The sequence below is a fragment of the Bradyrhizobium sp. CCGB12 genome (assembly GCF_024199845.1).
In the GTDB taxonomy this organism is placed as follows: Bacteria; Pseudomonadota; Alphaproteobacteria; order Rhizobiales; family Xanthobacteraceae; genus Bradyrhizobium.
Genome location: NZ_JANADO010000001.1, coordinates 3,802,282 through 3,828,555, shown reverse-complemented (window position 1 = coordinate 3,828,555; position 26,274 = coordinate 3,802,282). Strand labels below are relative to the sequence as shown.

Annotated in this window: 23 protein-coding genes and 1 pseudogene; 13 read left to right on the top strand and 11 right to left on the bottom strand. The window is 63.6% G+C overall.

The annotated features are described in order from the left end of the window. Positions 1-2: 2 nt before the first annotated feature. The 5 genes from NLM27_RS18310 to NLM27_RS18290 form a co-directional block, all read right to left on the bottom strand. Positions 3-2,213: an ABC transporter permease gene (locus NLM27_RS18310; protein WP_254144634.1), complete on the bottom strand. Its 2,211-nt coding sequence runs from the start codon at positions 2,211-2,213 to the stop codon at positions 3-5. Further along, on the bottom strand, positions 2,206-2,988 hold the full coding sequence (locus NLM27_RS18305; RefSeq protein WP_254144633.1) for an ABC transporter ATP-binding protein: 783 nt from the start codon (positions 2,986-2,988) through the stop codon (positions 2,206-2,208). Before NLM27_RS18305 ends, NLM27_RS18310 begins: the two co-directional genes overlap by 8 nt. Next, complete coding sequence (locus NLM27_RS18300) at positions 2,981-4,057, bottom strand: branched-chain amino acid ABC transporter permease (RefSeq protein ID WP_254144632.1); 1,077 nt, start codon at positions 4,055-4,057, stop codon at positions 2,981-2,983. The genes NLM27_RS18305 and NLM27_RS18300 overlap by 8 nt, the downstream gene beginning before the upstream one ends. A 1-nt stretch (position 4,058) precedes the next feature. Continuing rightward, the gene (locus NLM27_RS18295; RefSeq protein ID WP_254144631.1) at positions 4,059-5,069 is read right to left on the bottom strand and encodes a branched-chain amino acid ABC transporter permease; all 1,011 of its coding nucleotides are present in this window, start codon (positions 5,067-5,069) and stop codon (positions 4,059-4,061) included. A gap of 190 nt (positions 5,070-5,259) precedes the next feature. Then, positions 5,260-6,087 (bottom strand): AraC family transcriptional regulator, encoded by an 828-nt coding sequence (locus tag NLM27_RS18290; RefSeq protein WP_254144630.1) that lies wholly within the window; start codon positions 6,085-6,087, stop codon positions 5,260-5,262. Here NLM27_RS18290 and NLM27_RS18285 point away from each other — a divergent pair. Then, positions 5,989-6,207, top strand: coding sequence for a hypothetical protein (locus NLM27_RS18285; RefSeq protein ID WP_254149065.1), 219 nt, complete (start codon positions 5,989-5,991; stop codon positions 6,205-6,207). The two genes, NLM27_RS18290 and NLM27_RS18285, sit on opposite strands and share 99 nt — an antisense overlap. 4 nt (positions 6,208-6,211) lie before the next feature. Here NLM27_RS18285 and NLM27_RS18280 read toward each other — a convergent pair whose 3' ends face one another. From NLM27_RS18280 to NLM27_RS18270, 3 genes are all read right to left on the bottom strand, one after another. Continuing rightward, a complete protein-coding gene (locus NLM27_RS18280; RefSeq protein ID WP_254144629.1) occupies positions 6,212-7,462 on the bottom strand; it encodes an ABC transporter substrate-binding protein in 1,251 nt (416 codons plus the stop codon). A gap of 203 nt (positions 7,463-7,665) precedes the next feature. Continuing rightward, complete coding sequence (locus tag NLM27_RS18275; protein WP_254144628.1) at positions 7,666-8,400, bottom strand: SDR family NAD(P)-dependent oxidoreductase; 735 nt, start codon at positions 8,398-8,400, stop codon at positions 7,666-7,668. A 10-nt stretch (positions 8,401-8,410) separates the two neighbouring features. Continuing rightward, positions 8,411-9,451 (bottom strand): LacI family DNA-binding transcriptional regulator, encoded by a 1,041-nt coding sequence (locus NLM27_RS18270; RefSeq protein WP_254144627.1) that lies wholly within the window; start codon positions 9,449-9,451, stop codon positions 8,411-8,413. Between the two features lie 191 nt (positions 9,452-9,642). Here NLM27_RS18270 and NLM27_RS18265 point away from each other — a divergent pair, with 191 nt between their 5' ends. The 9 genes from NLM27_RS18265 (at position 9,643) to NLM27_RS18225 (ending at position 19,359) form a co-directional block, all read left to right on the top strand. Then, the gene (locus NLM27_RS18265; RefSeq protein ID WP_254144626.1) at positions 9,643-10,944 is read left to right on the top strand and encodes a sugar ABC transporter substrate-binding protein; all 1,302 of its coding nucleotides are present in this window, start codon (positions 9,643-9,645) and stop codon (positions 10,942-10,944) included. 63 nt (positions 10,945-11,007) lie between these two features. Beyond that, positions 11,008-11,895: a carbohydrate ABC transporter permease gene (locus NLM27_RS18260; protein WP_254144625.1), complete on the top strand. Its 888-nt coding sequence runs from the start codon at positions 11,008-11,010 to the stop codon at positions 11,893-11,895. Between the two features lie 4 nt (positions 11,896-11,899). Continuing rightward, complete coding sequence (locus tag NLM27_RS18255) at positions 11,900-12,727, top strand: carbohydrate ABC transporter permease (protein ID WP_254144624.1); 828 nt, start codon at positions 11,900-11,902, stop codon at positions 12,725-12,727. Positions 12,728-12,734: 7 nt separating this feature from the next. Further along, positions 12,735-13,739: a zinc-binding dehydrogenase gene (locus NLM27_RS18250; RefSeq protein WP_254144623.1), complete on the top strand. Its 1,005-nt coding sequence runs from the start codon at positions 12,735-12,737 to the stop codon at positions 13,737-13,739. Between the two features lie 6 nt (positions 13,740-13,745). Next, positions 13,746-14,819 carry an ABC transporter ATP-binding protein gene (locus tag NLM27_RS18245; protein ID WP_254144622.1) on the top strand — a complete coding sequence of 358 codons (1,074 nt, stop codon included), beginning with the start codon at positions 13,746-13,748 and terminating at the stop codon, positions 14,817-14,819. After that, the gene (locus NLM27_RS18240) at positions 14,816-15,775 is read left to right on the top strand and encodes a PfkB family carbohydrate kinase (RefSeq protein ID WP_254144621.1); all 960 of its coding nucleotides are present in this window, start codon (positions 14,816-14,818) and stop codon (positions 15,773-15,775) included. Before NLM27_RS18245 ends, NLM27_RS18240 begins: the two co-directional genes overlap by 4 nt. After that, positions 15,772-16,809, top strand: a complete 1,038-nt coding sequence (locus tag NLM27_RS18235) for a tagatose 1,6-diphosphate aldolase (protein ID WP_254144620.1) — start codon at positions 15,772-15,774, stop codon at positions 16,807-16,809. Before NLM27_RS18240 ends, NLM27_RS18235 begins: the two co-directional genes overlap by 4 nt. A 39-nt stretch (positions 16,810-16,848) precedes the next feature. Further along, on the top strand, positions 16,849-17,973 hold the full coding sequence (locus NLM27_RS18230) for a mandelate racemase/muconate lactonizing enzyme family protein (RefSeq protein WP_254144619.1): 1,125 nt from the start codon (positions 16,849-16,851) through the stop codon (positions 17,971-17,973). A gap of 207 nt (positions 17,974-18,180) precedes the next feature. Next, entirely contained in the window at positions 18,181-19,359 is a 1,179-nt protein-coding gene (locus NLM27_RS18225; protein ID WP_254144618.1) for an acyl-CoA dehydrogenase family protein, read from the top strand. On the opposite strand, the gene NLM27_RS18220 is transcribed toward NLM27_RS18225, so the two are convergent. Then, positions 19,356-20,504 (bottom strand): GlxA family transcriptional regulator, encoded by a 1,149-nt coding sequence (locus tag NLM27_RS18220; RefSeq protein ID WP_254144617.1) that lies wholly within the window; start codon positions 20,502-20,504, stop codon positions 19,356-19,358. The genes NLM27_RS18225 and NLM27_RS18220 overlap by 4 nt on opposite strands. On the opposite strand from NLM27_RS18220, the gene NLM27_RS18215 reads away from it, so the two are divergent. Continuing rightward, on the top strand, positions 20,503-21,330 hold the full coding sequence (locus NLM27_RS18215; protein ID WP_254144616.1) for a dienelactone hydrolase family protein: 828 nt from the start codon (positions 20,503-20,505) through the stop codon (positions 21,328-21,330). The two genes, NLM27_RS18220 and NLM27_RS18215, sit on opposite strands and share 2 nt — an antisense overlap. A gap of 36 nt (positions 21,331-21,366) precedes the next feature. Here NLM27_RS18215 and NLM27_RS18210 read toward each other — a convergent pair. Beyond that, positions 21,367-22,203 (bottom strand): annotated as a pseudogene (locus NLM27_RS18210) (carbamoyltransferase C-terminal domain-containing protein); the annotation flags it as partial. 1,117 nt (positions 22,204-23,320) lie between these two features. On the opposite strand from NLM27_RS18210, the gene NLM27_RS18205 reads away from it, so the two are divergent. Then, entirely contained in the window at positions 23,321-23,698 is a 378-nt protein-coding gene (locus tag NLM27_RS18205; protein ID WP_254144615.1) for a hypothetical protein, read from the top strand. Between the two features lie 55 nt (positions 23,699-23,753). Next, the gene (locus NLM27_RS43590; RefSeq protein ID WP_256569989.1) at positions 23,754-23,879 is read left to right on the top strand and encodes a hypothetical protein; all 126 of its coding nucleotides are present in this window, start codon (positions 23,754-23,756) and stop codon (positions 23,877-23,879) included. A gap of 2,068 nt (positions 23,880-25,947) precedes the next feature. Here NLM27_RS43590 and NLM27_RS18195 read toward each other — a convergent pair. Beyond that, positions 25,948-26,220 (bottom strand): DUF1488 family protein, encoded by a 273-nt coding sequence (locus tag NLM27_RS18195; protein ID WP_254144613.1) that lies wholly within the window; start codon positions 26,218-26,220, stop codon positions 25,948-25,950. Between the last annotated feature and the right edge of the window lie 54 nt (positions 26,221-26,274).

The following is a 26,274-nucleotide window of genomic DNA, read 5'->3' as shown; positions in this document are numbered from 1 at the left end:
GGTCACCTCGCTAGTCTCCGCCGCGCCCCGGCGCGGCCAAACAGGGTCCGGAACGCGCTGACGATAGTGGTGGCGAACTCGGGATCGTTGATGTTCTTGGGGACGCGAATGAGCTGGCGATTGCCGGTCTGCCGCACGTTGCGCTCCAGCGCACGGAACAGCGCGGCGTCGGCGTCCGGATCCCAGAACGGTTGCCCTCGCGCATCGAGCGCGGAAACGCCGCCTTCGGGCAGGAAGAAGCGCACGGGACCATCCATCTGGTTGAGCCGCTCGCCGATCCAGCGGCCCATGCGCTCGTTCTCTTCGGCCGTCGTCCGCATCAACGTCACCTGCGGATTGTGGACGTGAAACTTGCGGCCGCGGTAGCGTTCGGGAATGGTCTCGGGCGCGCCGAAATTGACCATGTCGAGCGCGCCGACCGAGCCGACATAGGGCAGGCGGCTGCGGATGATGGTACCGAGACGATCTTCCGTCGCAGGGAACACGCCGCCCATGAGGAGGTCACAGATCTCGGTCGTGGTAAGGTCGATGACGCCGGCGAGCTGGCCGGATTCGATCAGCTTCTCCATCGAGCGGCCGCCGACGCCGGTGGCATGGAAGACCAGGCACTCGAAATCGTCGCGTAGGTCAGCCGTGATCTTCTGTACCGCGGGTGTGGTGACGCCGAACATGGTGATACCGACCGAAGGCAGGCCGCCGGCCCCTTGCGCCGTTGCGGCGCGGGCATCGAGCCGCGCCTTGACCATGCCGGCGATCGCATTCGCGCCGTTGGCCAGCACCGCGCGCGAGATCGAGTTCAGCCCCTGCACGTCGGTGACCGAGTACATCATCGTGATATCGGCCGGACCGACATAGGGCCCGACATCGCCGGAGGCGACGGAGGAGATGATCAGCTTGGGCACGCCGACGGGAAGCGCGCGCATGCCCGGGGCGACCAGCGACGCCGCGCCGGAGCCGCCCGCCGAAATCACGCCGGCGATATTGCCCTGGCGCCGCAGCCAGTTGGCGAAGGCATCGGCCATCGCGGTCACGGCGGCCCCGCGGTCCGGTCCGAACACGGCGGAACCGCCGCGGCCGTGGTTCAGCGCGATCTCCTGCGCGGAGACATCACATGACGACTGCTTGCCGCTGGTCGAGACATCGACCAGGCGCGTGCGCAGGCCGCCTTCCGCGATGATGTCGCGGATGAAGCGCAGCTCCTGGCCCTTGGTGTCGAGCGTGCCGACGACCAGCACGGCGGGCGGACCGGCCGTCTGCGCCGTCACCGGCCCGCGCTTGCGCTGGGCCGTCTCGTCAAGCCGCGCAACTTGCGTCGAGAGTGTGCGCGCTGCGGCCTCGATGCGGGCGATCGGCACCGGTTGCGACCATCGGGTCGGGAGCGTCGGATTGGAGATGTAGATGCGGATTGGTCCGTCGCGGCGGGGCAGCGGCGCCGGTTTGGCTTCGACGCCGGATGCGGCGACGTCGATATCCGGCTCGAGCTCGGCGTGAAGCCCGACGCCGAGCAGGCGCTGCTGGAGCACGCGGTCCGCGGCGAGGCGGCCGGAATCGATGATGCGGTTGATGCGGCCGTTGACCATGATCGCGACGTTGCGCGAGATCGCAGTCGCGACGCCAATGTTCTGCTCGATCACGAGCACGGACATGTCGCCGTCCTCACCTAACCGCAGCAGCATCTCCTCGACCTGCGCCACGATGACGGGCGCGAGGCCTTCGGTCGGCTCGTCCATGATCAAGAGATGCGGATTGGTGAGCAGCGCGCGCGAGATCGCCAGCATCTGCTGCTCGCCGCCGGAGAGCTGCCCGCCGCCGTGATCCTTGCGCTCGGCCAGGCGCGGAAAGGTCTCGTAGATGCGCTCGACGGTCCAGGCGCCCGGCCGCATGCCGCCGGCGAGCCGCAGATGCTCGTCGACGCTGAGCGAGCGCCAGAGGCGGCGGCCCTGCGGTACATAACCGACGCCGAGCCGGGCGATCTGCGCCGGCGGCCGCCGCGTGATGTCCTCGCCGCGGATGCGGATCGAGCCGCCGCTCACGCCCACCAGACCCATGATCGCCTTGCACAGGGTGGTCTTGCCCATGCCGTTGCGGCCGACGACGGAGAACACGCCGCTCTCCAGCGTCAGATCGACCCCTTGCAGGGCGTGGGAGTGGCCATAGTAGACGTCGAGGCCGCGGACCTCGAGCGCAGCGCTGGTGCGGCGGGCCTCATTCATGGCCGCCTCCGAGATAGAGCTCCTGCACCTCGGAATCGGACTGGATCTCCTGCGGCAGGCCTTCCTTGAAGATGCGGCCGTTGTGCATCATCGTGACGCTCTCGACGACGCGCAAGGCGACGTCCATGTCGTGCTCGATGATGATGTAGCCGATATGCGCCGGCAGCGAGGTCAGGATCTCGATCAGCTCGGCCCGTTCGGTCGGTGACAGGCCCGCAGCCGGCTCGTCGAACAGGACGAAGCGCGGGGCGCCGGCGAGCGCGAGCGCGATCTCGAGCTGACGCTGCTGGCCGTGTGCGAGCTCGGCCACACGCTGATCCTTCACGGCGGCGAGATGCACGGCCTGCACGAGATTGTCCGCCGCGTGCATCAGGGCATCGTTCTGTCCCGGGCGCAGGAACGAGAAGCGTCCGCGCGAGACGCCGCGGCAGGCGAGGTAGACGTTGTCCTGCACGGTGAGGCCGGGGAACAGCGCCGAGATCTGGTAGGTCCGGCGCAGCCCGCGGCGAATGCGTTCATAGGGCGGGAAATGCGTGACGTCCTCGCCGAAGAAGCGGATGGTGCCGGAGGAGGGCGGGAAGTCCCCGGTGATGCAGTTGAACAGCGTGGTCTTGCCGGCGCCGTTCGAGCCGAGCACGGCGCGCCGCTCGCCCGGACGCACGGTGATGGTGACGTCAGTCAGTGCCGCCAACGCACCGAACATGCGCGTCACGCCGCGGAGCTCCAGCGCGGCGCCGGCGCCGACCGCGGAGAGGCGTTGAGCGACGCTATCCATGGCGGCGCCCTCCACCGGAACGGTCGGCGCCGCGGCGCTCGCGCCAGCGCTGCCACAGTCCGATGACGCCGTCCGAGGACCAGAACACGATGGCGAGGAAGCCAAGTCCAATCAGCAGCCGGAAGCGGTTGCCGTCGAGGCCGAGCCTGACCAGGAAGTCGAGCGCAAAGGTGCGCAGCAGCACGAAGATGAGCGCGCCGATGAAGGGACCGATCGGGCGCGTGATGCCGCCGACGACGGCGATGATCAGCACGTCGATGCAGGCCCCGACGCTGACCGAGCCCGGCGAGATCTGGCGGTAGTCCCAGACCTGGAGCACGCCGGCCAGGGCGGCCACGAAGGAAGCGAAAGCGTAGGCGGCGATGCGGTGCGCGTTGACGTTGAAGCCGAGCGCGGCCATGCGCCGCGGATTGTCGCGCACCCCCTGGAGCGCAAGGCCGAAGGGGGCTCGCGAGAGATATTCGACCGCGAAATAGCAGAGCGCCGCGACCGCGAGCACGACGTAATAGAAAGGTATGTCGGCGCGCCAGTTCACCCCCCAGAAGTGCGGCGTGGCCACGGTGTTGATGCCGGTATGGCCGTTGAAGATCGCCCAGTTCTGGTTGGTGAAATAGTAGAAGGCCGCGCCGATCGCGAGCGTGATCATGATGGTGTAGATGCCCTCGGTGCGCACCGCGAGCGCACCGCCGAGCGTGCCGAAGGCCGTCGCCAGGGCCAGCGCCATCGGGACCGCGAGCCACCATGGCCAGCCGAGGCTGATATTGGCGTTGCCGCTGACGCCGAACACAGCGACCATATAGGCCGAGAAGCCGGCGATGGTGAGCTGCATCAGGCTGACCATGCCGCCATAACCGGCGAGGAACATCAGGCTCAGCGCCATGGTGCCGAGGATCAAGGTGGAGGCGAAGATCTCGATCAGGAAGAAGCCGTTGGCGATCAGCGGCATGATCAGGAGAATAGCCGCGACGATCCAGGCCGCGGGATTGTTCACCTCCGGCCACGTCCGTGCCGGGCGCTGCGCCATTGTGGCGGGGCGTACGGCAACGCGGGCATCGTGGGCGAGCGACATCTCAGCGCCTCGCCAATAGGCCTTGTGGCCGGATGGCCAGCACAAGCACCATGATCAGGAAGGTCACGACGATGGCGTAGGTCGGGATGTAGACCGAGCCGAGCTGTTCGGCGAGACCGATGATGAGCGCGCCGAGCGCAGCGCCGGGGATCGAGCCCATGCCGCCGACGATCACGACGACGAGCGAGGCCAGCAGGAAGCGGATGTCTTCGCCCGGAGATAATGACTGGAAGGTGCCGCCGACGACGCCGGCGATGCCCGCAAGCCCCGCGCCGAGGGCGAACACCAGCACGAAGACGAGCTGGATGCGCACGCCGGTCGCAGCCAGGATATCGCGATCGTCGACGCCGGCGCGGATGATCATGCCGATCCGGGTGCGGTTGAGCGCGAGCCACATCGCCACACCGATGACCACGGCCGCGGCGAAGATCACGAGCCGCACCAGCGGATATCTGAGATAGACCGGCTCACCCGAGGATTTGATTGCCGTGACCAGCGGCAGCTCCACGGGGCCGATCAGCCAGTTCGGCGTCTGGATCTGGTAGAAATCGCCGCCGCAGGCCCACAGCATGAGGTCGGCGAATACGATCGAAAGCCCGATCGTCACCATGGTCTGCCTGAGATCCTGTCCCTCCATGCGGCGGAACACGATGACCTGGAGCAGGACGCCGACCAGGGCGGTCAGGATGAAGGCGACGATGAAGCTGAGGATCCAGGAGCCGGTCGAGGCGCTGATGGCGTAGCCGACATAGCCGCCGAACAGATAGAGCGAACCGTGCGCGAGGTTGACGTTGCGCATCAGGCCGAAGATCAGCGTGAAGCCGCTGGCGACGAGGAAGTAGAGGCCTCCGAGCGTGATGCCGTTGAAGACGGCGTTGAGGAAGACGCGCTTGCGGCCGATCGCCTCTTCGAGGCCCGGCGGCCAGACCGCGAAGATCAGCCAAAGCAAGACGGCAACAGCAATGATCGCCATCAGCGCCCAGGCAGGATGGCGTTCGACAAAGCGGCTCATGTGTGCCGCCCGCTTGGCCAAGCCGCATCCCGAAGGCCCATCGAATGCAGGTCAGACAGCCTCGCAGCGGCTGCTAGCCTCTTCATGAACGTGCGCTCCCGTCGTCGCGACCATCTTGGGATCGCGTTGCCCACATCCTAGCGGGGCCGGGAGGGGAACGTTTGATCGTGAGTATCTTTTCGCGCAGCGGCTAGGTGCGCAAAACCTTGGCTGCGCGACGATAATCGGTCGGAGCCATCCCGACATTGGCGGCGAAGAAGCGGGTGAAGCCGCTTTGCGAGGAGAAGCCGAGATCGAAGCCGATATCGGCGATCGGCGCCTCGCTCGCCACCAGCGCTTCGAGCGCCTGTTCCATGATCAGCGTGTTGAGATAGAGGTTCGGCGTGACGCCGGTCTGGACGCGGAACAGTCGGTAGAAGTGCGGCCGCGACAGGCCGGATTCCCGCGCGATCGTATCGAGCTCCATCTCGGCCCCGGGACTTTCCGACATCAGCCTGATGCATTTGCGCACACGGAAATCGGTCACGGCACCACTGGCGCGCGCATCGCGCGCGACCTCAGCCTGCTGCCAGCTTTCGTCGTAGCAGATGTCGATCAGCCGCCGCAGCTCTGAATCAAGGCTGGAGAGTGATGGTGCGCCGCACACGAGTGCGGCGGTCCGCCTGATGTGCTTGTCGAGGGCAGGCGTACGCCTGAACTGGGTACGGCCGAAACGTAAACGGTCGGAGCCGGATGCATCCGGCGCAAACCATTCTGCATTAACGTACAGTACGAAGAAGATCGCACCGCCGTCGAGATCAGCCGGCAGGAAGTTGTGCGGCTCCCACGGGTTGACGGCGACGACGGAGGATTCGGTCAGATCATAATGCCCGTTGGAGACATCAATGCATGCGGGCATGCCGCCAACATGGAAGATCAGATGACCTTCACGATGGGCGTGGATATTGAAAGGGCGGTTCAACTGATAAACCGTCGCCCGGCCGAACCGGCCGTGGAAGACGGCGAGCGCACGGCTCATGCCTTCCCCTCCCGAATGTTCTTGTCTTTTCCGCCAGCGTTCAACAACGCCGACGAGATTGCAAGAGCGGAGAGCGACCGCGTCAGCAAGTCGCTCTCCGTTTGCGCGTTGTCGGCGTGATGCGTCAGTACTTCTTACATTCCGGTACGGTGCGGCTTGGCAACCCGATTTTCGAGAAGACGGCCGGATCGTAGCCGAGGGTCTGGTTCACGTTCGGGATCACCTTCACGACCTTGCTGAACAGTGCGCCCTTGCCGTCGTCGACGACTTCGGTCACGAAGTTCGTGCCGATCGCCTGGCGGTTGGAGTCGAGCTTGATCTTGCCGTTCGGCGCATCGATCTCGATCTTCGCCAGTGCTTCCTTGAACTTCGCCTGGTTGTTCGAAAGGTCGCCATTGACCTGGCGCAGCGCAAGGATCAGCGCCATGGTTGAATCATAGTAGTTGGTTGCGAGCAGCGACGGGCTCGGGAAGCGCTTATTGGGCGGGAAGGCGTCCTGATAGGCCTTCACGAACTTCTGCCAGCCCGGATCCTCCCAGGTGTCGGCCTGGCCACTCGCCGCAATAGTCCCGATCAGCGCATTCTTGGCGTTGCCTTTGGATGACAGGATGGTCTGGTCGATCATGATGGAACCGCCCATCAGATGCGCCTTGCCGCCGGCCTGCTGATACTGGTTGAGGAAGTTGACGGCATCGGCGCCGCCGAGGCCGAGATAGATGGCGTCGACGTCGTCGGGCAGGGCGGCGATGACGGAGGCGAAGTCCTTGGTGCCGAGCGGCACCCATTGTCGGTTGGTGACCTGTCCGCCGGCGCCGCAGAATTCGAGCACGAGGCCGAACACCTGGGTGTAGATGAAGGAATAGTCCTCGCCGACGGTTGCGATCTTGCGATACTTCTTTTCCTCATAGGCGTATTTGCCGAGGCCCACCTGCCACTGCGCGCCGTCCATGTTGTAGCGGAAGAAGTTCGGGGCAGGATCGACATAGGTGGTTTCCTGCGCGCCGGACGCCGCATTGATGAAGGTCAGCTCGGGGTGGGTTTTTGCAAAATTCTTCACCGCGATGCCCTCGTCGCCGGAGAGCGGCGAAAGCAGGATCTGCACCTTGTCCTGTTCGATCAGCTTGCGGACGGCGCGCACGGCGGAGTCCGGCGTCGCGTCGGTCGAGGCGACGATGAATTCGAGTTCCTTGTCGCCGATCTTCTTGCCGAGGACGTTGAGGGCCGTCTGGTGGCCGCGCATGCCGTCCTCGCCGAGCACCGTGTAGGTGCCTTCGAGCGTCGCGGTCACGCCGACCTTGATCTTCTCCTGGGCGATCGCCGCGCTTGAAAGAAACAGGCTGCTCAGCGCAAGCAGCCCCAAACTGCATTTCGACATTGTGCTCCTCCCTGTGTCGTCGATTTGTCACCGCGCCAGCCGGCGCGACGCCCGCAGCTCGAAAGGCTTGCGGATTTGACAGGGAGGCTAGCCGAAGTCGGATGCGGTGCATGCGTTGACGTCCCGTCCGGCTTGACGGGCAGTCTCATTTTGGATGTTGCGGCGCAAATGGTTCTGCGGTGCAGCAGGTGATGGCTGTGGGATCACCCTGCGAGGAATCCACCGTCCACGGCAACGACGGTGCCGGTCGCATATTGCGAGGCCGGCATACAGAGGAAGGCGACAGCCCCGGCGATGTCTTCGGGCTGCCCCCAGCGCTTGAATGCGGTGCGGTCGGCGATGCGCTGATAATGGGCGCGATCGGTGCGGCCGGCGGCGTTGATGGCGGTCTCGATATAGCCGGGCGCGACGGCATTGACGCGGATGCCCTCTTCGGCCCACTTCAGGGCCAGCGCCTTGGTCAGCATCACGACGCCGCCCTTGCTGGCGCAGTAAGCGGGAATCCGTGGCAGCGCCAGCGTCGCATTCATCGAGGCGATGTTGACGATCGAGCCCCTCGTCTGCGCGAGCAGCGGATGGAACGCCATGCAGGTCCGGAACGTGCCGGTGAGATTGACGTCGATCACCTTCATGAAGGTCTCGATCTCGAACTCCTTGTCGCGGGCGAGAATGCCGGCGCAGTTCACCAGCGCGTCGACGCGCTGGTGCTGCCGCGCAAAGGACGTGACGGCCGCATCGTCGGTGATATCCAGTGTCGCGAGGGTGAGCCCGGCGCGCGGCTGCAGCAGCGTGCGGGCAAGATCGGCCTCGTTGGCGCCGGTCGCCGTCACCGTTGCGCCGAGCTCGCACAACTGGTTGCTGATCGCAGCGCCTATGTCGCCGGCGCCGCCGATTACGACGGCATGAAAGCCGGGTGCGAGGGAGAAATTCGAGTTCATCGGTGGGGTCTCACTTCAGTTCTTTCGGCGGCGGCGCCGTCGACTCGCGAACCACGAGCGAGAAGTCGATCTCGCGGTGCATGATGGTCTGCTCGCCAGCAAGGCTCCGCACCAGATATTCCCCGGCGCGCTGCCAGGTCTCTCCGGTCGGAACATGGATCGTCGTCAGGCTCGGCCGCAGATGACGGCTCCAGTCGAGGTCGTCGAAACCGACGACTGAAAGGTCGCGCGGCACGGAGAACCCGTCGCGCTCCGCCTCGAGCAGCACGCCATAGGCGATGACGTCGTTGCCGCACACCACGGCGGTCGGACGTTCCTTGAGGTTGAGGAGATAGCGCGCCGCCTCGCGCGCGTCGTCCAGCGTATAGGGCACCTCGACATGCCATTGCGGCGGAAGCTCCAGACCGTTCTCGGCGAGCGCACGGCGAAAGCCGGCGACCCGGGCGCTGGCGCGATCGTTGTTGCGCTGGAGCGCCGAGACGATTCCGATGCGGCGGTGGCCAAGCTCGATCACATGCGCGGCGGCGCGATGGGCGGCGGCTTCGTTGTCGGTGCCGACGCAGGGGTAGGGCCTGTCAGGCTGATAGATACCGACATTGATGAACGGCACCGCATTGTCGGAAAGCAGCTTGCGCAATCCGTCGTGATGGCAATCGCCGCGCAGCACGAGGCCGTCGACGCCGCGGCTGATGAGATTTCGCGCCTGCTGCAATTCGACGTCGAGATCATAGCCGCTCGTGGTCAGGAACAGCATGTAACCGACCGAAGACAGATAGTGCTGCAGCGAGGCGATGCCGCGCGCGAACATCGTGTTGTCGATGGTCGGCACGATCGCGCCGAGGGTGCGCGAGCGGCGCGACGACAGGATCCGCGCCGGCGCGTGCGGGATGTAGCCGAGCGCGTCGATGGCCTGTTCGATGCGCGCGCGCAGGGAAGGGCTCACCGCGTCGGGATTGTTGAGGGCGCGTGAGACCGACGCCGTCGATACGCCGGCGCGGGCCGCCACGGCGCGGATGCCTTGTTTCACGGATTTGGCGTTGGTCAGCCTCATGTATGTAACGTTACATCTTGCGTGAAGAACGAGCGGTAGCGGCATTGACGCGAATCTGCCGCAGATTGCGCGGCTTGTCCATCGCTTGACACGGTGGATGTGAGGTCTATTTTGTAACCGTTTTCAATTGGTGCTCAAACACGTTCAAAAGGGTCTGCCAGTTTAAGGCGGCCAGCCGGGAGGAGAGTTCGATGAAGGCCAGGATGCTCGCGACGCATGTCGCGTTGCCCGTTCTCGCGTTTGCCGCCGCCAGCACGCAGGCCCACGCAGCCGATTTCGACTGGATGAAGTTCAAGGGCAAGACGGTCACCTTTCTCGCCAACAACAATCCGGTCGCCCAGGCGCTGCTGACCTACAAGGCCGATTTCGAGAAGCTGACCGGCATGACCCTGAAGGTCGATGGCTATCAGGAGCAGCAGATGCGCCAGCGTCTGGTCACCGTCATGAATGCGAACAGCGACGAGGTCGATGTCTTTATGACGCTGCCCTCGCGCGAGGGTGAGCAGTTCGCCGCGGCCGGCTGGTACGGCGATCTCACCGCGATGGCCAAGACCGAGGTGGCCAAGGATTACGATCCGGCGGGGCTGAGCCAGGCGCTGCTGAAGGCCGCCACCTTCGGCGGCAAGCTGACCAGCATGCCGATGAACATCGAGGGCCCGATCTTCTATTACCGCACCGACATCTTCAAGAAGTGCGGCCTCGAGGCGCCGAAGACCATCAAGGAGGTCGAAGCTGCGGCCGCGAAGATCAAGACCTGCGACAGCGCGGTGACGCCGTTCGTCTCGCGCGGCCTCAAGCCTGCGATCGCCTATACCTTCAGCAACATGCTGCACAATATCGGCGGCAGCTACATTGCAGGCGGCAAGTCGAATCTCTGCTCGGCGAAGGGCAAGGAAGCGCTCGACACCTACAGCCGGCTGCTGCGCGACTTCGGACCGCCCGGCGTCGTCAATTACAGCTTCCAGCAGATTTCCGCGCTCTATCGCAGCGGCCGCGCGGCAATGTCGTTCGAATCCTCGAATGAATTGCGTACGGTGATGGAGGGCGGCGCGCGCCTGAAGGACACCGGCCTGTTGCCGTTCCCGGCGGGCGAGGCCGGCCAGGTGCCGACCACGATCGGCTGGGGCATGGCGGTGTCCTCGCACAGCAAGCAGCCGGAAGCGGCGTGGTATTTCGTGCAATGGGCGACCAGTCCCGAGGTGCAGAAGAAGATGGCGCTGCAGGGCATCGCCCCGCCGCGTCCGTCGGTCGCCAAGGACCCTGAATATCGCAAGTGGATCGACGAGGAGCCGGTCCGCAAGGAATGGCAGGCCGCGCTCGACGTGCTCGCCACCAAGGGCTCCTCCGAGGTCGGCTATCCCATCGTTGCGAACCCGGAATCGCGCGAGTTCATCGGGCAGGCGGTGCAGGATCTCATCCTGAAGCAGAAGCCGATCGAGCAGGCCTGCGCGGATGCCGACAAGGCGCTGGATGCGCTGATCGCCCAGAAGTAACGACTCAAAGGGCCGGCTGGCTTGCTGTCAGCCGGCGCCTCCCACTCCCAGGGAAACACACGCATGTCCGATGCGGCTGCGACGCTCACGCAGGACCGGCAGAAGCTGGAAATGTCGGCCCTTTCGGCGCCGGCCGTGATCTTCACGGTCGCGATGATCGCGTTCCCCGTCGTCTATACGGTGTGGCTCGGCTTCCAGAATTTCTCCTCGACCGGAAAGCAGTCCTTTGCGGGTCTTGCCAATTATTCCAGGCTGGTCTCCGACTACGAGTTCTGGCACGGCCTATGGGTCACGATCGCCCTCTATGTGCTGTCGCTGGCGCTGCAGCTCGTCTTCGGCGTCTGGCTGGCGCTCGTGCTGTTCCACGCCAAGCGCCTGCCGGGCATCGTGCGCTCGCTGTTCATCTCGCCCTTCATGATGCCGCCGGTGGTCGCCAGCATGATGTGGCTGGTGATCCTCGATCCCTCGCTGGGCGCGGCCAATTACATCCTGCAATCGCTCGGCCTGCCGCCGTCGGACTGGCTGGCCTCGCCATCGCTGGTCATTCCGACCGTCGCGCTGATCGACAGCTGGCAATGGACCCCTTACGTCGCCCTGATCGTGCTTGGCGGTCTGCAATCGCTGCCGCCGAGCGTCTATGAGGCCGCGCAGATCGACGGCGCATCGCCGTTCAAGACCTTCCAGCGCATCACGCTGCCGCTGCTGATGCCGACGATCGTCACCGCGGCGATCCTGCGCAGCGTCGATCTCCTGCGCTTCTTCGACATCATCTACATCACCACCCAGGGCGGCCCGGGCAACGCCTCGAACACGCTCAACATCTACGGCTTCCGGGTCGGCTTCGAGTTCTTCAACATCGGCTATGCCAGCGCCCTGATGCTGACGCTGACGGCGATCGTGTTCGGCGCCGTGCTCGCCTTCAACCGCCTGCGCGGCGCGGTCGCCTGGTGACGCCATGAACGACGCTGCCAACACCGATCGCTGGATCCGCTGGCTCAACACCGTGCAGCTCGTGCTGGCCGGCGTGCTCATCATGGCGCCGACGGTCTGGATGGTGCTGTCCTCGTTCAAGCCGTCCTTCGAGGTCACCGCCTATCCGCCGACGCTGTTGTTCACGCCGACATTGGAAAACTATGTCGAGCTGACGAGGACCACGCCGTTCCTGAGCTACGCGCTCAACAGCCTCATCGTCACCGTCGGCTCGACTGCGCTCGGATTGCTGTTCGGTATCCCCGCCGCCTTCGCCGTCTCGTGGACGCGGATTTCGTGGCCGGCGATCCTGACGCTGGCGGCGCGCATGGCGCCCGGCACGCTGTTCCTGCTGCCATGGTACGTCATGTTCCGGCAGGTCGGCATGATCGGTTCCTACACCGCGCTGATCCTCAGCCACGCCGTCATCACGCTGCCGATCGTGATCTGGGTCCTGCTGCCGTCCTTTGACGGCATCCCACGCAGCGTGTTTGAGGCCGCGCAGGTGGATGGATGCAGCGTCACGCGCATTCTCTGGCGCATCGCGCTGCCGCTGGTGGCCTCAGGTGTGGCGGTGTCGGCGATCCTCGCCTTCGTGTTCTCGTGGAACTACTTCCTGTTTGCGCTGGTGCTCTCCAATGGTGACACCAAGACGCTGATCGCGGCGGCCTTCAATTTCATCGGCGAGGGCTCGACGCAATGGGGCGCCCTCATGGCCGCGGCGACGCTGATCGCATTGCCGCCGCTGGTGCTGGCGGCCCTGGTTCAGCGCTGGCTGGTCTCCGGACTGACGCTCGGCGCGGTGAAAGGCTAGGTCTCTGATGAATGTATCACCCCGTCCGAATTCGATCATGCAAGCCGCGGTCTTCCACGGCAACGATCGCATCACCATCGAGAGCGTGGCGATGCCCGAAATCGGCACCAGCGAGGTGCTCGTGCGCGTCTCGCGCACTGCGCTGTGCGGGTCCGACTTCAAGCTCTGGCACAAGGGCGCCGAGTTCACCGCCGGCCATGAGATCTTCGGTGTGGTCGAGCAGCCCGGTCATCGCCTGCATGGCCGTCGCTGCGCCGTCTACATCCCCTTGCACTGCGACCATTGCGCCGCCTGCAAGCGCGGCGACACCCAGATGTGCCTGGAGGTCTCCAGCCTGATCGGCTGGAACAGGCCGGGCGGTTATGCCGAATACGTGCCGGTGCCGGAAAACTGCCTGCTGCCCGTGCCCGATGACATCGAGGACAGCCTCGCGCCGCTGCTACTCGACACCATCGGCACGTCGGGCCACGCCGTGCGCTTCGTCGGCCGCGTGGTGCCGCCGGCCGAGGCCGGGCCGGTGCTCGTGATGGGGGCAGGGCCCGTCGGCCTCGGCGTCGTGCTGGCGCTCCGCGCGCTCGGTTACCACGACATCTACGTCGCTGATCCGAACGGGGCGCGTCTCCGGATCGCGCAATCCTTCGGTGCCAAGGCGCATCCCGTCGGCGACACTTCCAAGCGCTTCGCCCTCATCATGGAATGCTCAGGCGCGCATGCGGCGCGCAACCTCGGCATCGAGCTTGTCCTGCCGCGCGGAGCCCTGGTGCTGGTCGGCGAGAACGCGGCGCCCTGGACCATCGAGGAAGGCAAGGTGTTCCGCCGCAAGGATTTCTACATGATCCGAACCTTCTATTTCCCGTTCCAGGATTTCGAGCCGAATGTCGAGCTGTTGCGCAGATACAAAGACGAATACCGCGTCCTCGTCGACGGCGAGTTCGGCCTCGCGGCTCTTCCCGAGAATTTCGCCCGCTTCGCCAAGGGCGAACTGATCAAGCCGGTTCTGGCGCTGGATTGAGCGATCATGGCTTCGATCTCGATCCGCAATCTCGTCAAGCGCTACGGCAATTTCACCGTGATCCCCGATCTCAACCTGGAGATCGCGGACCATGAATTCGTCGTCTTCGTCGGCCCGTCCGGCTGCGGCAAGTCCACCCTGCTGCGCATCATCGCCGGCCTCGAGCCGATTTCGTCGGGAGACCTCTATATCGGCGACAAGCGCGTCAATGGCGTGCAGGCCGCCCAACGCGACATCGCGATGGTGTTCCAGGACTACGCGCTCTATCCGCATATGAAGGTCTACGACAACATGTCGTTTGCACTGGAGCTGCGTGGAGTGGCGAAGGCCGAGATCGACGCGCGTGTGAGGCGCGCGGCTGCGCTTCTGCACATCGAGCCCTATCTCGACCGCAAGCCGAAGGAGCTCTCCGGCGGCCAGCGCCAGCGCGTCGCCATGGGCCGTGCCATCGTACGCAATCCCAAGGCCTTCCTGTTCGATGAGCCATTGTCGAATCTCGACGCAAAACTGCGCGGGCAGGTGCGGGCCGAGATCAAGGCCCTATCGCAGGAGCTGAAGACCACCATGGTCTTCGTCACCCACGACCAGATCGAGGCCATGACCATGGCCGACCGGATCGTCGTGCTCCAGAGCGGCACCATCCAGCAATACGACACGCCGGAGACGGTCTACGAGCGGCCCGCCAACCAGTTCGTCGCCGGCTTCATCGGCTCGCCCGCGATGAACTTTTTTCCGGTCGAATGGCGTCAGGAACGTGCTGTCCTCGCGCAAGGTGGAACGGTGTTGCCGCTGGACGGCGCGACCGCAGCCCACCTGAGCAAGGCTGGCAACGCCGTGCTGGGCATTCGCCCGGAACATTTTGCCGTTGCTCCTGATGCCGCCGATGGCATCGCCATCAATGTCAAGCTGGTCGAGCCGCTCGGCTCGGATACCCTGATCCATTTCGATCTCGCCGGCGGCTCCGCCATCGCGCGGGTCGATCCGTCGCTGCGGCCGAAGGTCGGCGATCGCCTCAGCCTGCGTCCGCAGCCGGGCAAGACCCATTTGTTCGATGCTTCCAACGGACAGGTGTTGCGGTGAGCCTGGCAGCCAACATCGGTGATCTGTCAGCGCTGGCGGACGTTGCGTCCAAAGCCAGGCCTGCGCATGTGATTTGCCTGGGCCTGTCCGCGCTCGACCAGGTCTGGCGCGTCGATCGGCCGTTCGCGGGTGGAAGCGAGAAGATCAAGGCCGTCGAATACGGCACGCTTGGCGGCGGCATGGCTGCCAATGCGAGTGTGGCCGTGGCAAAGCTCGGCGCGTCCGTCGCGTTCTGGGGACGGGCAGGGAATGACGCCGCGGGCCACGAGATGAGGTCGGCCTTCGTGGCCGAGGGCGTCGACGTCGAGAATCTCCGCCTGTTTCCCGACGGCCGCTCGTCCGTCTCCGGAATCATCGTCGATAGTTCCGGAGAACGCCAGATCGTCAATTTCCGCGGCCTCTATCCCGAAGCCGCCGATTGGCTGCCGCTGAAAAGCGTCGCCCGCGCATCGTCCGTGCTGGCCGATCCGCGGTGGGTCGAGGGCGCCGCGACGCTGTTCCGCGAAGCGCGAGCGCGCGGCATCCCGACCGTGCTCGACGGCGACATGGCCGACGCCGAGGTGTTCGAGCGGCTGCTGCCGCTGACGGACCACGCCATCTTCTCCGAGCCCGCACTCACGTCCTTTGCCGGCTCGGCCAGCGACGGCTCTCTCGCAGCATTGGCGCGTTTCGGCTGCCGCGTTATCGCCGTCACGCGCGGCGAGGACGGCGTAAGCTGGTACGAGAATGGCGAGCTGCACCGGCAGGCGGCCTATGCCGTCGACGTCGTCGACACCACAGGCGCAGGCGATGTCTTCCATGGCGCGTATGCGCTGGCGATCGGCGCCGGCCTCGACGTGCGTGCCGCCATGGCATTTTCGGCGGCCACGGCCGCCATGAAATGCCGCCACGCCGGTGGCCGCAACGGAATCCCCGATATCAACGAGTGTCTTGCATTCATGAGGACGACGCCATGAGAACGATTGGAAAAAACCGCGGCCTGGCACGGCTTGCCGATGCGGACGGCCACTTTCGCATGGTCGCGCTGGACCAGCGGCCGCCGCTGTTCGACGCCATTGCCAGGGCGAAAGGCATCACTCGGGAGCAGGTCGAATATTCCGACGTCACGGCAGCAAAGCGCCTTCTCGTCGAGAACCTTGCGCCGCATTGCAGCTCGATGCTGTTCGATCCGAATTTTGCCGTGCCCGCGGCGATCGACTTGTTGCCGCCGCGCTGCGGCCTGATCATGACTCTGGAAGAGCACCGCGTCGAAGAGACTGCAGGCGGCCGCAAGTCCCGCGCCATCACCAATTGGAGCGTGGAGAAAATCCGCGCCATGGGCGGGGATGCCGTCAAGGTGCTGGCCTGGTATCGGCCGGATGCCGATGCAGCGGTGAATGAACATCAGAAGAAGTTCGTCCGCGAGATCGGCGAGGAATGCGCCCGCCACGACATTCCCTATGTCCTCGAGCTGCTGGTCTATCCGTTCCTCGGCAGCGCCAATCACACCGCCGACTATGTGGAATCGCCCGGCAAGCTGCCCGGCCTCGTCATCGATAGCGTGCGCGAGTTTGCCAAGGCGGAATACGGCGTCGATCTCCTCAAGCTGGAGAGCCCGCTTGCGGCCAACGGCCTGCCGGCCCGCGACGGCAGCGCGGAAGCCAAGGCCGCGCAGAAGGAGTTCGATGCGATCGGCGACATCTGCCGTGGGCGCAGCATCCCTTGGGTGCTGCTGTCGGGCGGCGCTGCCCCCGAGAAATTCGAGCGCGTTCTCGACTACTCCTATGCCGCAGGCGCAAGTGGCTTTCTCGCCGGCCGCACGATCTGGCTCGACGCCGTCCTGAAGAATTTCCCGGATCGCGCGGCGGTGGCGGCCAGCCTGCGCAAGGATGGCCTCGGCGTACTGGAGCGGCTCAACCAGCTCACCACCGCCAAGGGCACGCCGTGGAAGGCGCGCTTCCCGGGGTTCACCGATATCAAGCAGGAAGGTGACTTCGCGCGCGCCTATTGAAATGGTAGCGGTTCCGCGTGGTCTCGCAGGATCTGCAATATGACTGACAGCTTTACCATCCGCTCGATCCAGGCGTTCTGCTATCGCTATCCCCTGGCGACGCCGGTGGTGACGTCGTTCGGCAAGATGCTCAACCGTCCCGCCGTCTTCGTTCGCGCTGTCGACGAAGACGGCGTCGAGGGATGGGGCGAGGCCTGGTCCAACTTTCCTGCTCCAGGCGCGGAGCATCGCGCCCGCCTCGTCAACGAGGTGCTCGCGCCGGGTCTTGTTGGGTGTAAATTCGACGATCCGGCTCAGGCCTTCGAGACGCTGACTGAGGGTACCGGGGTGCTGGCGCTTCAATGCGGCGAACCGGGTCCGTTCGCGCAGGCAATTTCGGGCATCGACCTTGCACTGTGGGACCTCTCCGCACGCCGCCAACGGTTGCCGCTGTGGCGGCTGCTCGGCGGACAGTCGCGCACGATCAAGGTCTATGCCAGCGGTATCAATCCCGGCGGGGCCGCCCAGACGGCGGAAGCGGCGCTCAGGCGCGGCCATCGCGCGCTGAAGCTGAAGGTCGGCTTCGGTGCTGAGACCGACCTCGCCAATCTCGCCGCGCTGCGCGGGATTGTCGGCGCCGGCATGCTTGCCACCGATGCCAATCAGGGCTGGTCAGTTGCGCAGGCGATGGAGATGCTGCCGCGCCTTGCCGAGTTCGATCTGCGCTGGCTGGAGGAGCCGCTTCGAGCCGATCGGCCGCGCGAGGAGTGGCGCAAGCTGTACGCTGCAGCGAAGATGCCGATTGCTGCCGGCGAAAACATCTCGAGCGTCGAAGCCTTCAAGGACGTGCTGTCCGAAGGCGTGCTCGGCGTGGTTCAGCCCGACATCGCGAAATGGGGCGGCCTCAGCGCCTGCGCCGGGCTGGCGCGCGACATCCTGAAGGTGGGCAAGATGTTCTGTCCGCACTATCTCGGCGGCGGTCTCGGCTTGCTTGCGTCCGCGCATCTGCTGGCCGGCGTCGGAGGTGACGGCTGGCTGGAAGTCGATGCCAACGACAACCCGTTGCGCGATCTGTTTTGCGGCCCGGTCCTGAACGTGAGGGAAGGCACAGTCGAATTGGGCCAAGAGCCGGGGCTCGGGGTCACGCCTGATCTGTCGTCTATCGAGCGCTATCGTACCATTTAGGCTCTGGAGGCACATCGTCCTTGGTGGTCGACGCATCATCCACCCACGTCTCGCGCAAGAGCTCGGCGCCTTGACAACGTCTTCGGGGAAGGAATACTTTAGGCTTAAAACAATAATTGGCGCTGGCTGAATAGGCGGCTTCGATCGCAGGCACGTCACGAAACATGCCGGCCGTCCGGCAGACCCCCCGACCTTGTGGAGCGACAGATGAGCTCACCGGCAAAGACAATCTCGCGCGACTGGCTGGACTGGCCGTTCTTCGAGCCGCGTCATCGTGCAGTTTGCGAGGCGCTCGATCGCTTCGTCACGCAGGGGGGTCTTGAGGCGGTCGACCACAGCGACGTCGACGGCGCCTGCCGCAAGCTCGTACGCGCGCTCGGTGCGGCAGGGCTGCTCGACTGCGCGGTTGCGGCGCCGGACGGTGACGTCGCCAGCATCGATTCCCGCTCGATCTGTCTGTCGCGCGAAACGCTCGCCTTTGCCGATGGCCTTGCCGATTTCGCCTTTGCCATGCAGGGCCTCGGATCCGGCGCGATCGCGCTTGCCGGCTCGGCGGAGCTGCGAAACGCCGTGCTGCCGAAAGTCCGTTCAGGCGAATGGCTGGCGGCCTTCGCGCTTTCGGAGCGGGAGGCGGGCTCGGACGTGGCGGCGATGACGTGCACGGCGCGCGAGGACGGCGACAGCTACGTTCTGGAGGGCGAGAAGACCTGGATCTCGAATGGCGGGATCGCCGACGTCTACACGCTGTTCGCGCGAACCGGGGAGGCGCCGGGCGCGCGCGGCATCTCGGCCTTCGCAGTGTTTCCGGATGATCCCGGCTTTGGCGTGGCCGAGCGCATCGATATCATCGCGCCGCATCCGCTTGCCACCTTGCGTCTGGATAATTGCCGCATTCCGATCAGCCGCCGCATCGGGCCGTCAGACGGCGGATTCAAGATTGCGATGCAGACCCTCGACATCTTCCGGTCCTCGGTGGCCGCAGCGGCATTGGGATTTGCCAGACGAGCGCTGGAGGAAGCGCGAGTGCACGCGCAGACACGGCGCATGTTCGGGACGACGCTGTCGGACCTGCAGTTGACCCAGTCCGCACTCGGGGACATGGCGACTGAGACAGATGCCGCGGCGCTGCTGACCTACCGCGCCGCCTGGCGCCGCGACGTCCAGAAGCTTCCCACCACGCGTGAAGCGGCCATGGCAAAACTGGCCGCGACCGAAACCGCCCAGCGGGTCGTTGATCGCGCGGTGCAGATGTTTGGCGGTCGCGGCGTGCGCAAAGGCGAGATCGTCGAGAGCCTGTATCGCGAAGTCCGGGCGCTTCGCATCTACGAAGGGGCGACCGAGGTTCAGAAGCTGATTGTCGCGCGCGAGCTTCTCAAGTCGCGCTAGTCCAGGCTTCTGGCGCGCCCAACTTTCGCCTTGGCAAATCCTCGCGTGCGGTGTGCTTCATGCGTCCCGGAGGGCGCGGCGCCATGGTCCCGCTTGCGCACGGCACGCGAGGCCCGCGCACCGGGTGTCTTCTCTCGATGCAAGAGCCTGCGAAGCGTAGAGGGATCGGCATATCCAACCTTCTCCGCGATTTCGTCGAGGCTCAGCCGTGTGGTCTCCAGAAGCTCCATCGCCTTGTCGACGCGCAACTTCTGGACGAATCTCACCGGCGAAAGCCCCGTCGCGCGCTCGCATCGGCGCGCAAAGGTGCGCGCACCCAGTCCCACAGCCTTTGCAAGTTCGGAGATTGTAAAGGCCCGGTGCAGTCGCGCCCGCGCCCAGCGCTCCGCGCGCGAAACGCGATCGTCCGCGGCGGTGAGAAACGATAGCGCCATATAGCGCGATTGCGATTGCCTGCGGTCCAGCAGGAGAAACCGGGCGCAGCTGTCCGCGAGGTCTGGTCCGGCATGGCGGGCAATGATCGAAAGCATCAAGTCCAGTTGAGCCATTGCCGCACCGGCGGTCGTTACGCGCCCGTCGGTCATCACCATCGCATCCGTGTCGAGCGTCACCTTTGGAAAGAGCTGCCGAAACAAGGGCGCGAGCCACCAGGTCGTGGTTGCGCGACGGGCATCCAGCAGCCCGGCGCTCGCAACCAGGAAGACGGCCGAACAGGAGCTGGCGATCTCAGCTCCGGACCGAAAGGCTGCGCGGAGAGCCTTCCTGGCCCTTTCGGCATCCCGTCGTTGCAATCCTTCGCGAATGAGTTGCTCATCCATCCAGGCCAGCCCGGGGACGATCACGACGTCTGCAGGTCCATTGGCGCCTTGCTTCGAGGGCAGCCTTGCAAGCCGCGTTGCCCACCTTGCCCCGGAGCCGGACATTCTGACGTCAAAGCAGGGTGGTCGTCCCGCCTTTGCACGAATGCCGTTGGCCACGGCGATCAATTCGACGGTGATGGCGACACTGGCCGCGGAGGCTCCTTCCAGGACCAGAACGTCAAGGAGCGGCATGGCAAAATAGACCCGATTAATGTCATTTTTGACACTTGTCGAAGTCAATGCCCGGGAAATACCGTTTGCGCAACCTTTTCCGGAGGACGACATGAGTGATGCGCTGCTGAAGCCTGACGATCTGTCCGATTTCAACCAGCGGATACTCTCGTTGGAGGGCGCGGCAAAGCCGGTCTATGTTGCGGGCCAGGGACCCGCTGTCATCGTCATGACGGAGATGCCGGGCATCAGCCCGCACGTTGCGCGTTTCGCCCGCTGGGTTCGCGACGCCGGCTTCCGTGTCTACATGCCGTCGCTCTTCGGAAAGGATGGCGACGTCCCCGACGCGGAGACTGCAGCCGGCGTTTTCAGGCGCGCGTGCGTCAGCGCTGAATTTCGCGCGCTCGGCGGCGGATCATCGAGCCCCGTATCCAACTGGCTGCGGGCGCTCGCCAGGCTGGCTCATGACGAAAGCGGGGGGGCGGGCGTCGGAGCCATCGGCATGTGCTTCACCGGCAATTTTGCGCTGAACATGATGCTGGAGCCGGTCCTGCTGGCCCCCGTGCTGTCCCAGCCGTCGCTCCCGCTGGACAATCCCGCCGGCATCGAGAGCTCCGCTGACGATCTGACGCAAGTCCGTTCAAGGCTCGAACGAGAAGACCTGACCGTCCTAGCTTACCGATTTGCGGGCGATTCATTCTGCCGCGCCGAACGGTTCGCCGCCTATCAGGCCGCGCTCGGCGATCGCTTCGTCGGTCGCGTCTTGCCTGACGCGGCCGCGAACACCGGGCCCAAGCCGCCGTTCTTCGAGCAGTTCGTCAAGACGCCCCACAGCGTCGTCACGGTTCATCTCGTTGATGAGGCAGGGCAGCTCACGCTCGCAGCCCGGGACGAGATTCTCGCGTTCTTCCAAAGGCGCCTGAAAGCCGGATCGGCCTGATGCTCCGGCGGTGAGCCACGATGCCACGCCGGCAGTTCAGTCAAGCGTGAAGGCAGCGCTGTAGTCGCGTTTGAGCGCGGGATCCTGCTGCTCTTTTCTCAGTATGCAGTTGCCGACCACCAGCATGTCGAGCTCATTACCCATGAAGCAGCGGAAGGCATCCTCCGGCGTGCACACGATCGGTTCGCCGCGAACGTTCAAGCTGGTGTTGACCAGCACCGGGCATCCCGTGAGCGCCTTGAAACGCGACAGCAAGCGATGGAAGCGCAAATTGGTGTCGGCGCTCACCGTTTGGATGCGGGCGGAATAGTCGACATGCGTCACGGCGGGGATCGTCGAGCGCACCACGTTGAGCTTGTCGATGCCGAACAATGCCTGCTCGTCCGAGCTCATCATGTGACGCCGGTCGCTCCTGACGCCGGCAACCAGAAGCATGTACGGACTGTCGCCATCGAGCTCGAACCAATCCGCAACGTCCTCGCGCATAACCGCCGGCGCAAACGGCCGAAAACTCTCGCGAAACTTCACCTTGAGATTGAGGTTCTTCTGCATGGAGGGCGAGCGCGGATCGCCCAGGATCGAGCGTGCGCCGAGCGAGCGCGGACCGAATTCCATCCTGCCCTGAAACCAGCCGACCGCGAGCTGGTCGGCCAGGGCCGCCGCTGTCGCCTCGATCATTGCATCTTCACTGAGCACATCGAAGCGGCCGCCGGCGACACGCAGCCGCTGCTCGATCACCTCCTGCGAGAATTCAGGTCCGAGAAAGGCGCCGGACATGCCGTCGCCGGCCGCGATGCGGCGCGGTTGTTCTCTGAACTGATGGTAGGCCGCGAGTGCAGCCCCAATTGCACCATGAGTCGGTGATGCCACGGGCAACGCCTGGAGCTCTGCCGCCAGAGAGGAGAAATCGCATCTGTATGAGGCCATGATTCAATTGCACTCCTACTGACTGCGTGCCCCCTAACGAAGCGAGGTGAAAACTGCCGCGACGAACCAGTTCCCTCGATCCAAAAAGAGATGTGGGCGATAGATTTGCCAAACTGACTCTTGCGGCGGCCAAACTTCTACCCAGCGCCAAGGCTGCGACGCGTGGTGCGGGCAGCGACAAAAAAGAAGAGATAGGCGATGAGACGCTGTTGATCAGACTGCACAGTTGGTGCCCTAGACGAAGCACAGTACGTTTTGGGGGATTTGCGGGACGAAAAACTCACCTGCTTCCCGGCGCTTGCCCGAAAGCAGCTCTGGTCGGCGTCAAAAAGCTGGCAGCGCACCGATCTGCAGTTCGTCCGCACCATGGGGCGGCCAGATCAAGTAAATGGAGCGCGCCTTAATACATTCCGCCGTGTCGTGAGTGGAGAACTGCTCAAGGACGACGCTTGCGCGCAGTCCTTGATCGTCAGAGCTTAGAGACCGAGCCGCAAGTCCGTCGCGGGTCGAACTTGGTGCTAGCGCCGCATACAGAAAGTCCGATCGCTTCAGGCGCGGCTGCCACACCCGAAACGACGGTGTCTGGAAAAATCAGTTAGTTAAACAAGATAAATAAATTAAATCTTTTCAGGCTAATTTATTTAGATTATAGATGTGTCAATTGTGTCGGCAAAGGCGCAAGGATCTCGGAAGAGACGTCTCCGGCGTCCCCTGCTTAGCCCCCGGAGGCAGGAGACGTTTCTCCGGGTGCTTGAGGTGATGAGGACCGGAGCCACTGGGGCCCTTTCCGGAGGGGCTGGTGGGCTTCGTCGTGTGATTTCTTTGAAATGTCGCCTCCGGCCAATATCCGTCCGAGCAAATCTAGCTCGGGAGCGCCGCTGCAGCCGGGATGAGACAGCATACGAACCGGTCGCTAGCACGCCGTGGTGCTGTTGAAGGAGCGAGTAACCGAGCAAGAAGATCAGTCCCCACGGAGCGACGAATATAGCTTAAGGTATATTCTACATATTTTCGAATGGCTTAAGCTTTGAATTATATCGCTTCGTTAAATTAAGGTACCCCCATGTCGATGCGCTCATTGCCGAGCACACATCTTGCCACACTCAATGGACTGGATTTCGAGCAGGCCCAAACCTTTCTTTTCACTCCAAAGCTCGAAAACGCGCGCACCTTGACTCGTCATTCGGAGAAGAGAGTCAGGCGTGGGGCCAACCCACCGAGCCGACGGGGTGCCCTCCAGGAACGGCTGGACAAGGTCGAGCGTGAAATCGAAATGTACATTCAAATCGATGGATCTGAGAAAGCTCGGTTCAATCGCGAGTCTTATCTATGGACCGCGGAAGATCGAATTGAGTGGCAGGAAACACAACTTGGCAATGCAGAACGCCTTCAAGAGCTACTTAAAGAGCGCAGCGATCTGCAAGAGCAGCTTCGACAGTAAAGGCGTATGACTTTCCAAGCTCACGGCAGGGAATAAGCAGCCTCGAGAGGCTCGTATGAGCAATATCAAAGAATCCATTCTCCGCGCGATGCCCCAAATGCTGTTCTTTGCAGGGTACGCGGCAATATTTTTGTTCGCGGTGCATCTCTACGTCTCGCTGATGTGGGGCGCGAGAGAATGAGTGACGAAGGCGGACGCGGCGTTTCCTCGTTTTGACTGGCGAAAAACCTGTCGAGTGGGCCACTTCAGGGCCAATGGCAGGCCGTGATGATTCCTTCCGCAGCAAAGTTGGCTCGCGACCCAACGCTCGGTAGCTCGACGCAGCTGAAGGGCAAGCAAGAGCTGCTAGGATCGGCGAAACTCCACGGTGCGCCGCTGGAGCGACACCCTGGCCTCGAAGCCGGCAAGAAGCCAGGCCTGCGATTGCGTATGTCCGGCCCTAGCGCTCTCGTTTCCCCACCAGGCGTTGAACCTGTAAGCCGAGGCCGGTAACGGCCGCCCAAGAATGTCTTCAACTTCGGAGAATGTGAGCATCACCGCTGGTCTCGGCTCGCTCTCCAATCTTTTTCGCAATGGATCGTAGACGGACATAAGGCGGCCGCGCACGTAATCTCTCCTTAAATCTGGGTGTGGAGTGGATGTCCTTTGTTTCTGGTTGCGATCAGCCTCAACCGGGCGAGGCGCTGACAAGCCTCGGAATGCCTCTTGGGAGATGCCAGGTTTTGCCATCGCAAACTCTTGCTAAAATACTGCGTTTTAAATACCTAAATTTGGGGCCTTACCAAGATAAAAGCCAGAGAAATCGTCTTGCCGATTGGAAATAAAGGGCGAGCACAATTGACGTTGACGCCGGTGGTTAGAAGGATGCGCTGTCAGCATGCAGCGGTGTGGCGGAGAGGCGGCTCCGGCTTCAGGGGGGCTTTGAGGGCTAGACCGGAGCCGCTCCGCCAGCTCGGCGGCGAGCTGACAGGATTTCAAATATCCTTTGGCCGTTACGTTCCCACTGGGAACGTTAACGTGGAAAAGTTTTCAAGCCGTCGTTCGCGGTATTTGTCCCCTTGGCTGGCAATTTCGGAGACAGGGCGGCGTGTGCCGCGACGAAGTGGCCTTCATTTGAATCGGCGAACCGAGCGAAACGGTAATCGCGAGTCGTTCCTTCATCCCAGTCAAAGGTTTTCGCACTCGCGTTAACGAGCCGTAGATCCGGCAAGCGTCGATCGCGAGAAAAGATCGGGATTAGGCCCGTAGAGTTGAAGCAAGGATGTTTAATAGTGCTGACGATCTTATTTAATTAAAAAATTTAAGACTTAATTTGGACGAAATGCATCGCGCTCTCTATGGCGGGGCGGGGCTATTAAACCCGGAGTGCTGCATGTTCGACCGAATAGTAATCGCGTCAGCATTCGTGTTAGCGACGTCCGTTTCTTCGGAAGCGCGCCCTCTGCGCGCCGTTTCCCCGCCCGAATGCAACGTGAGTATGCCCTGCGATTTTTCATCTTTGGAGGCGCATACGCAAAGAGTTATTGGGCCGGCGCAGCGTTTACAGCGATATCCCGCTCGCAGCCTGCGGATGTCTGTCGCCAGCTCAGATATGTCTGGGACTAAGATCGTCGGTGGTCGCCCTGCCGGATGCCCTCGCTCATTCTGTGGGTGTGGTGCGGCGATACGGGTGTTTGGTCGCATCGTGCCGGAACTGAACCTCGCGGCCAATTGGCTGCGCTTTCCCCGCTCCTCGCCAGCACCGGGAATGGTTGCCGCGCGACGTGGGCACGTCTTCGTGCTGGAGCGGCACATCGGCGGTGACCTTTGGATGGCGTACGATGCTAACTCGGGCGGGCACACAACGAGAATCCATGCGCGCTCCCTCAAGGGGTACACCATCGTCAATCCTCATTCAGCTTAATGGCATTGCGTAGTGGTGCTCTCGTAGGCGAGGGGCTGGTGAGTTTCGGCTCATCGGCCTTCAAACTGTGTCTAGGGGAAAGCTGCATGATGAAGATCGAACGGCCGTACTGGCGAATGCAAGCAGCACGGTTCGGCTGCATCGCCAAGGAATCCCAGTAAAGGCTCCGGAATGCCAATGCGGCTTTCCTGTAGCAGGCGATATGTTCGACGATGATCGCTGCGAGCCGGCAGGGCAGCCCAAGGTCGTGCCGAGGTAACTCATCTCCGGAAGTCAGGAATCTTGCCACTGACGGAACGGTACGGGGCCTGTTTTCCCGGGCGGCTCGCCGCTTGATGGGGCGCGACTAGGGAAGGGGAGTGAGCTGGTAGGTTGAAACAGTGGGCGAAATTTGTCCCTTATCGTAGTTCTGACTGGCGATAGCCTCAATGGCGTCGCGGTGCCTTTGAAAGGTTGCGTGGAGGTCATTCTCATCGGCACCGTCGGCTATGGCGCGATCCGTCAATGCCCCCGACTCGACCTTGCAGAGTACCCGTTTGTCGCCATCGAGCATGACAAAGAGGATCTGCGAGAGTTCGTCGGTTGCAACTTTTCCAAGTGGGTCTGGCCGAAGTGGCATGGCAACAGCCTCCATTGATAACCGCACGACTCGATCCTATCCGCGTGGACGAGC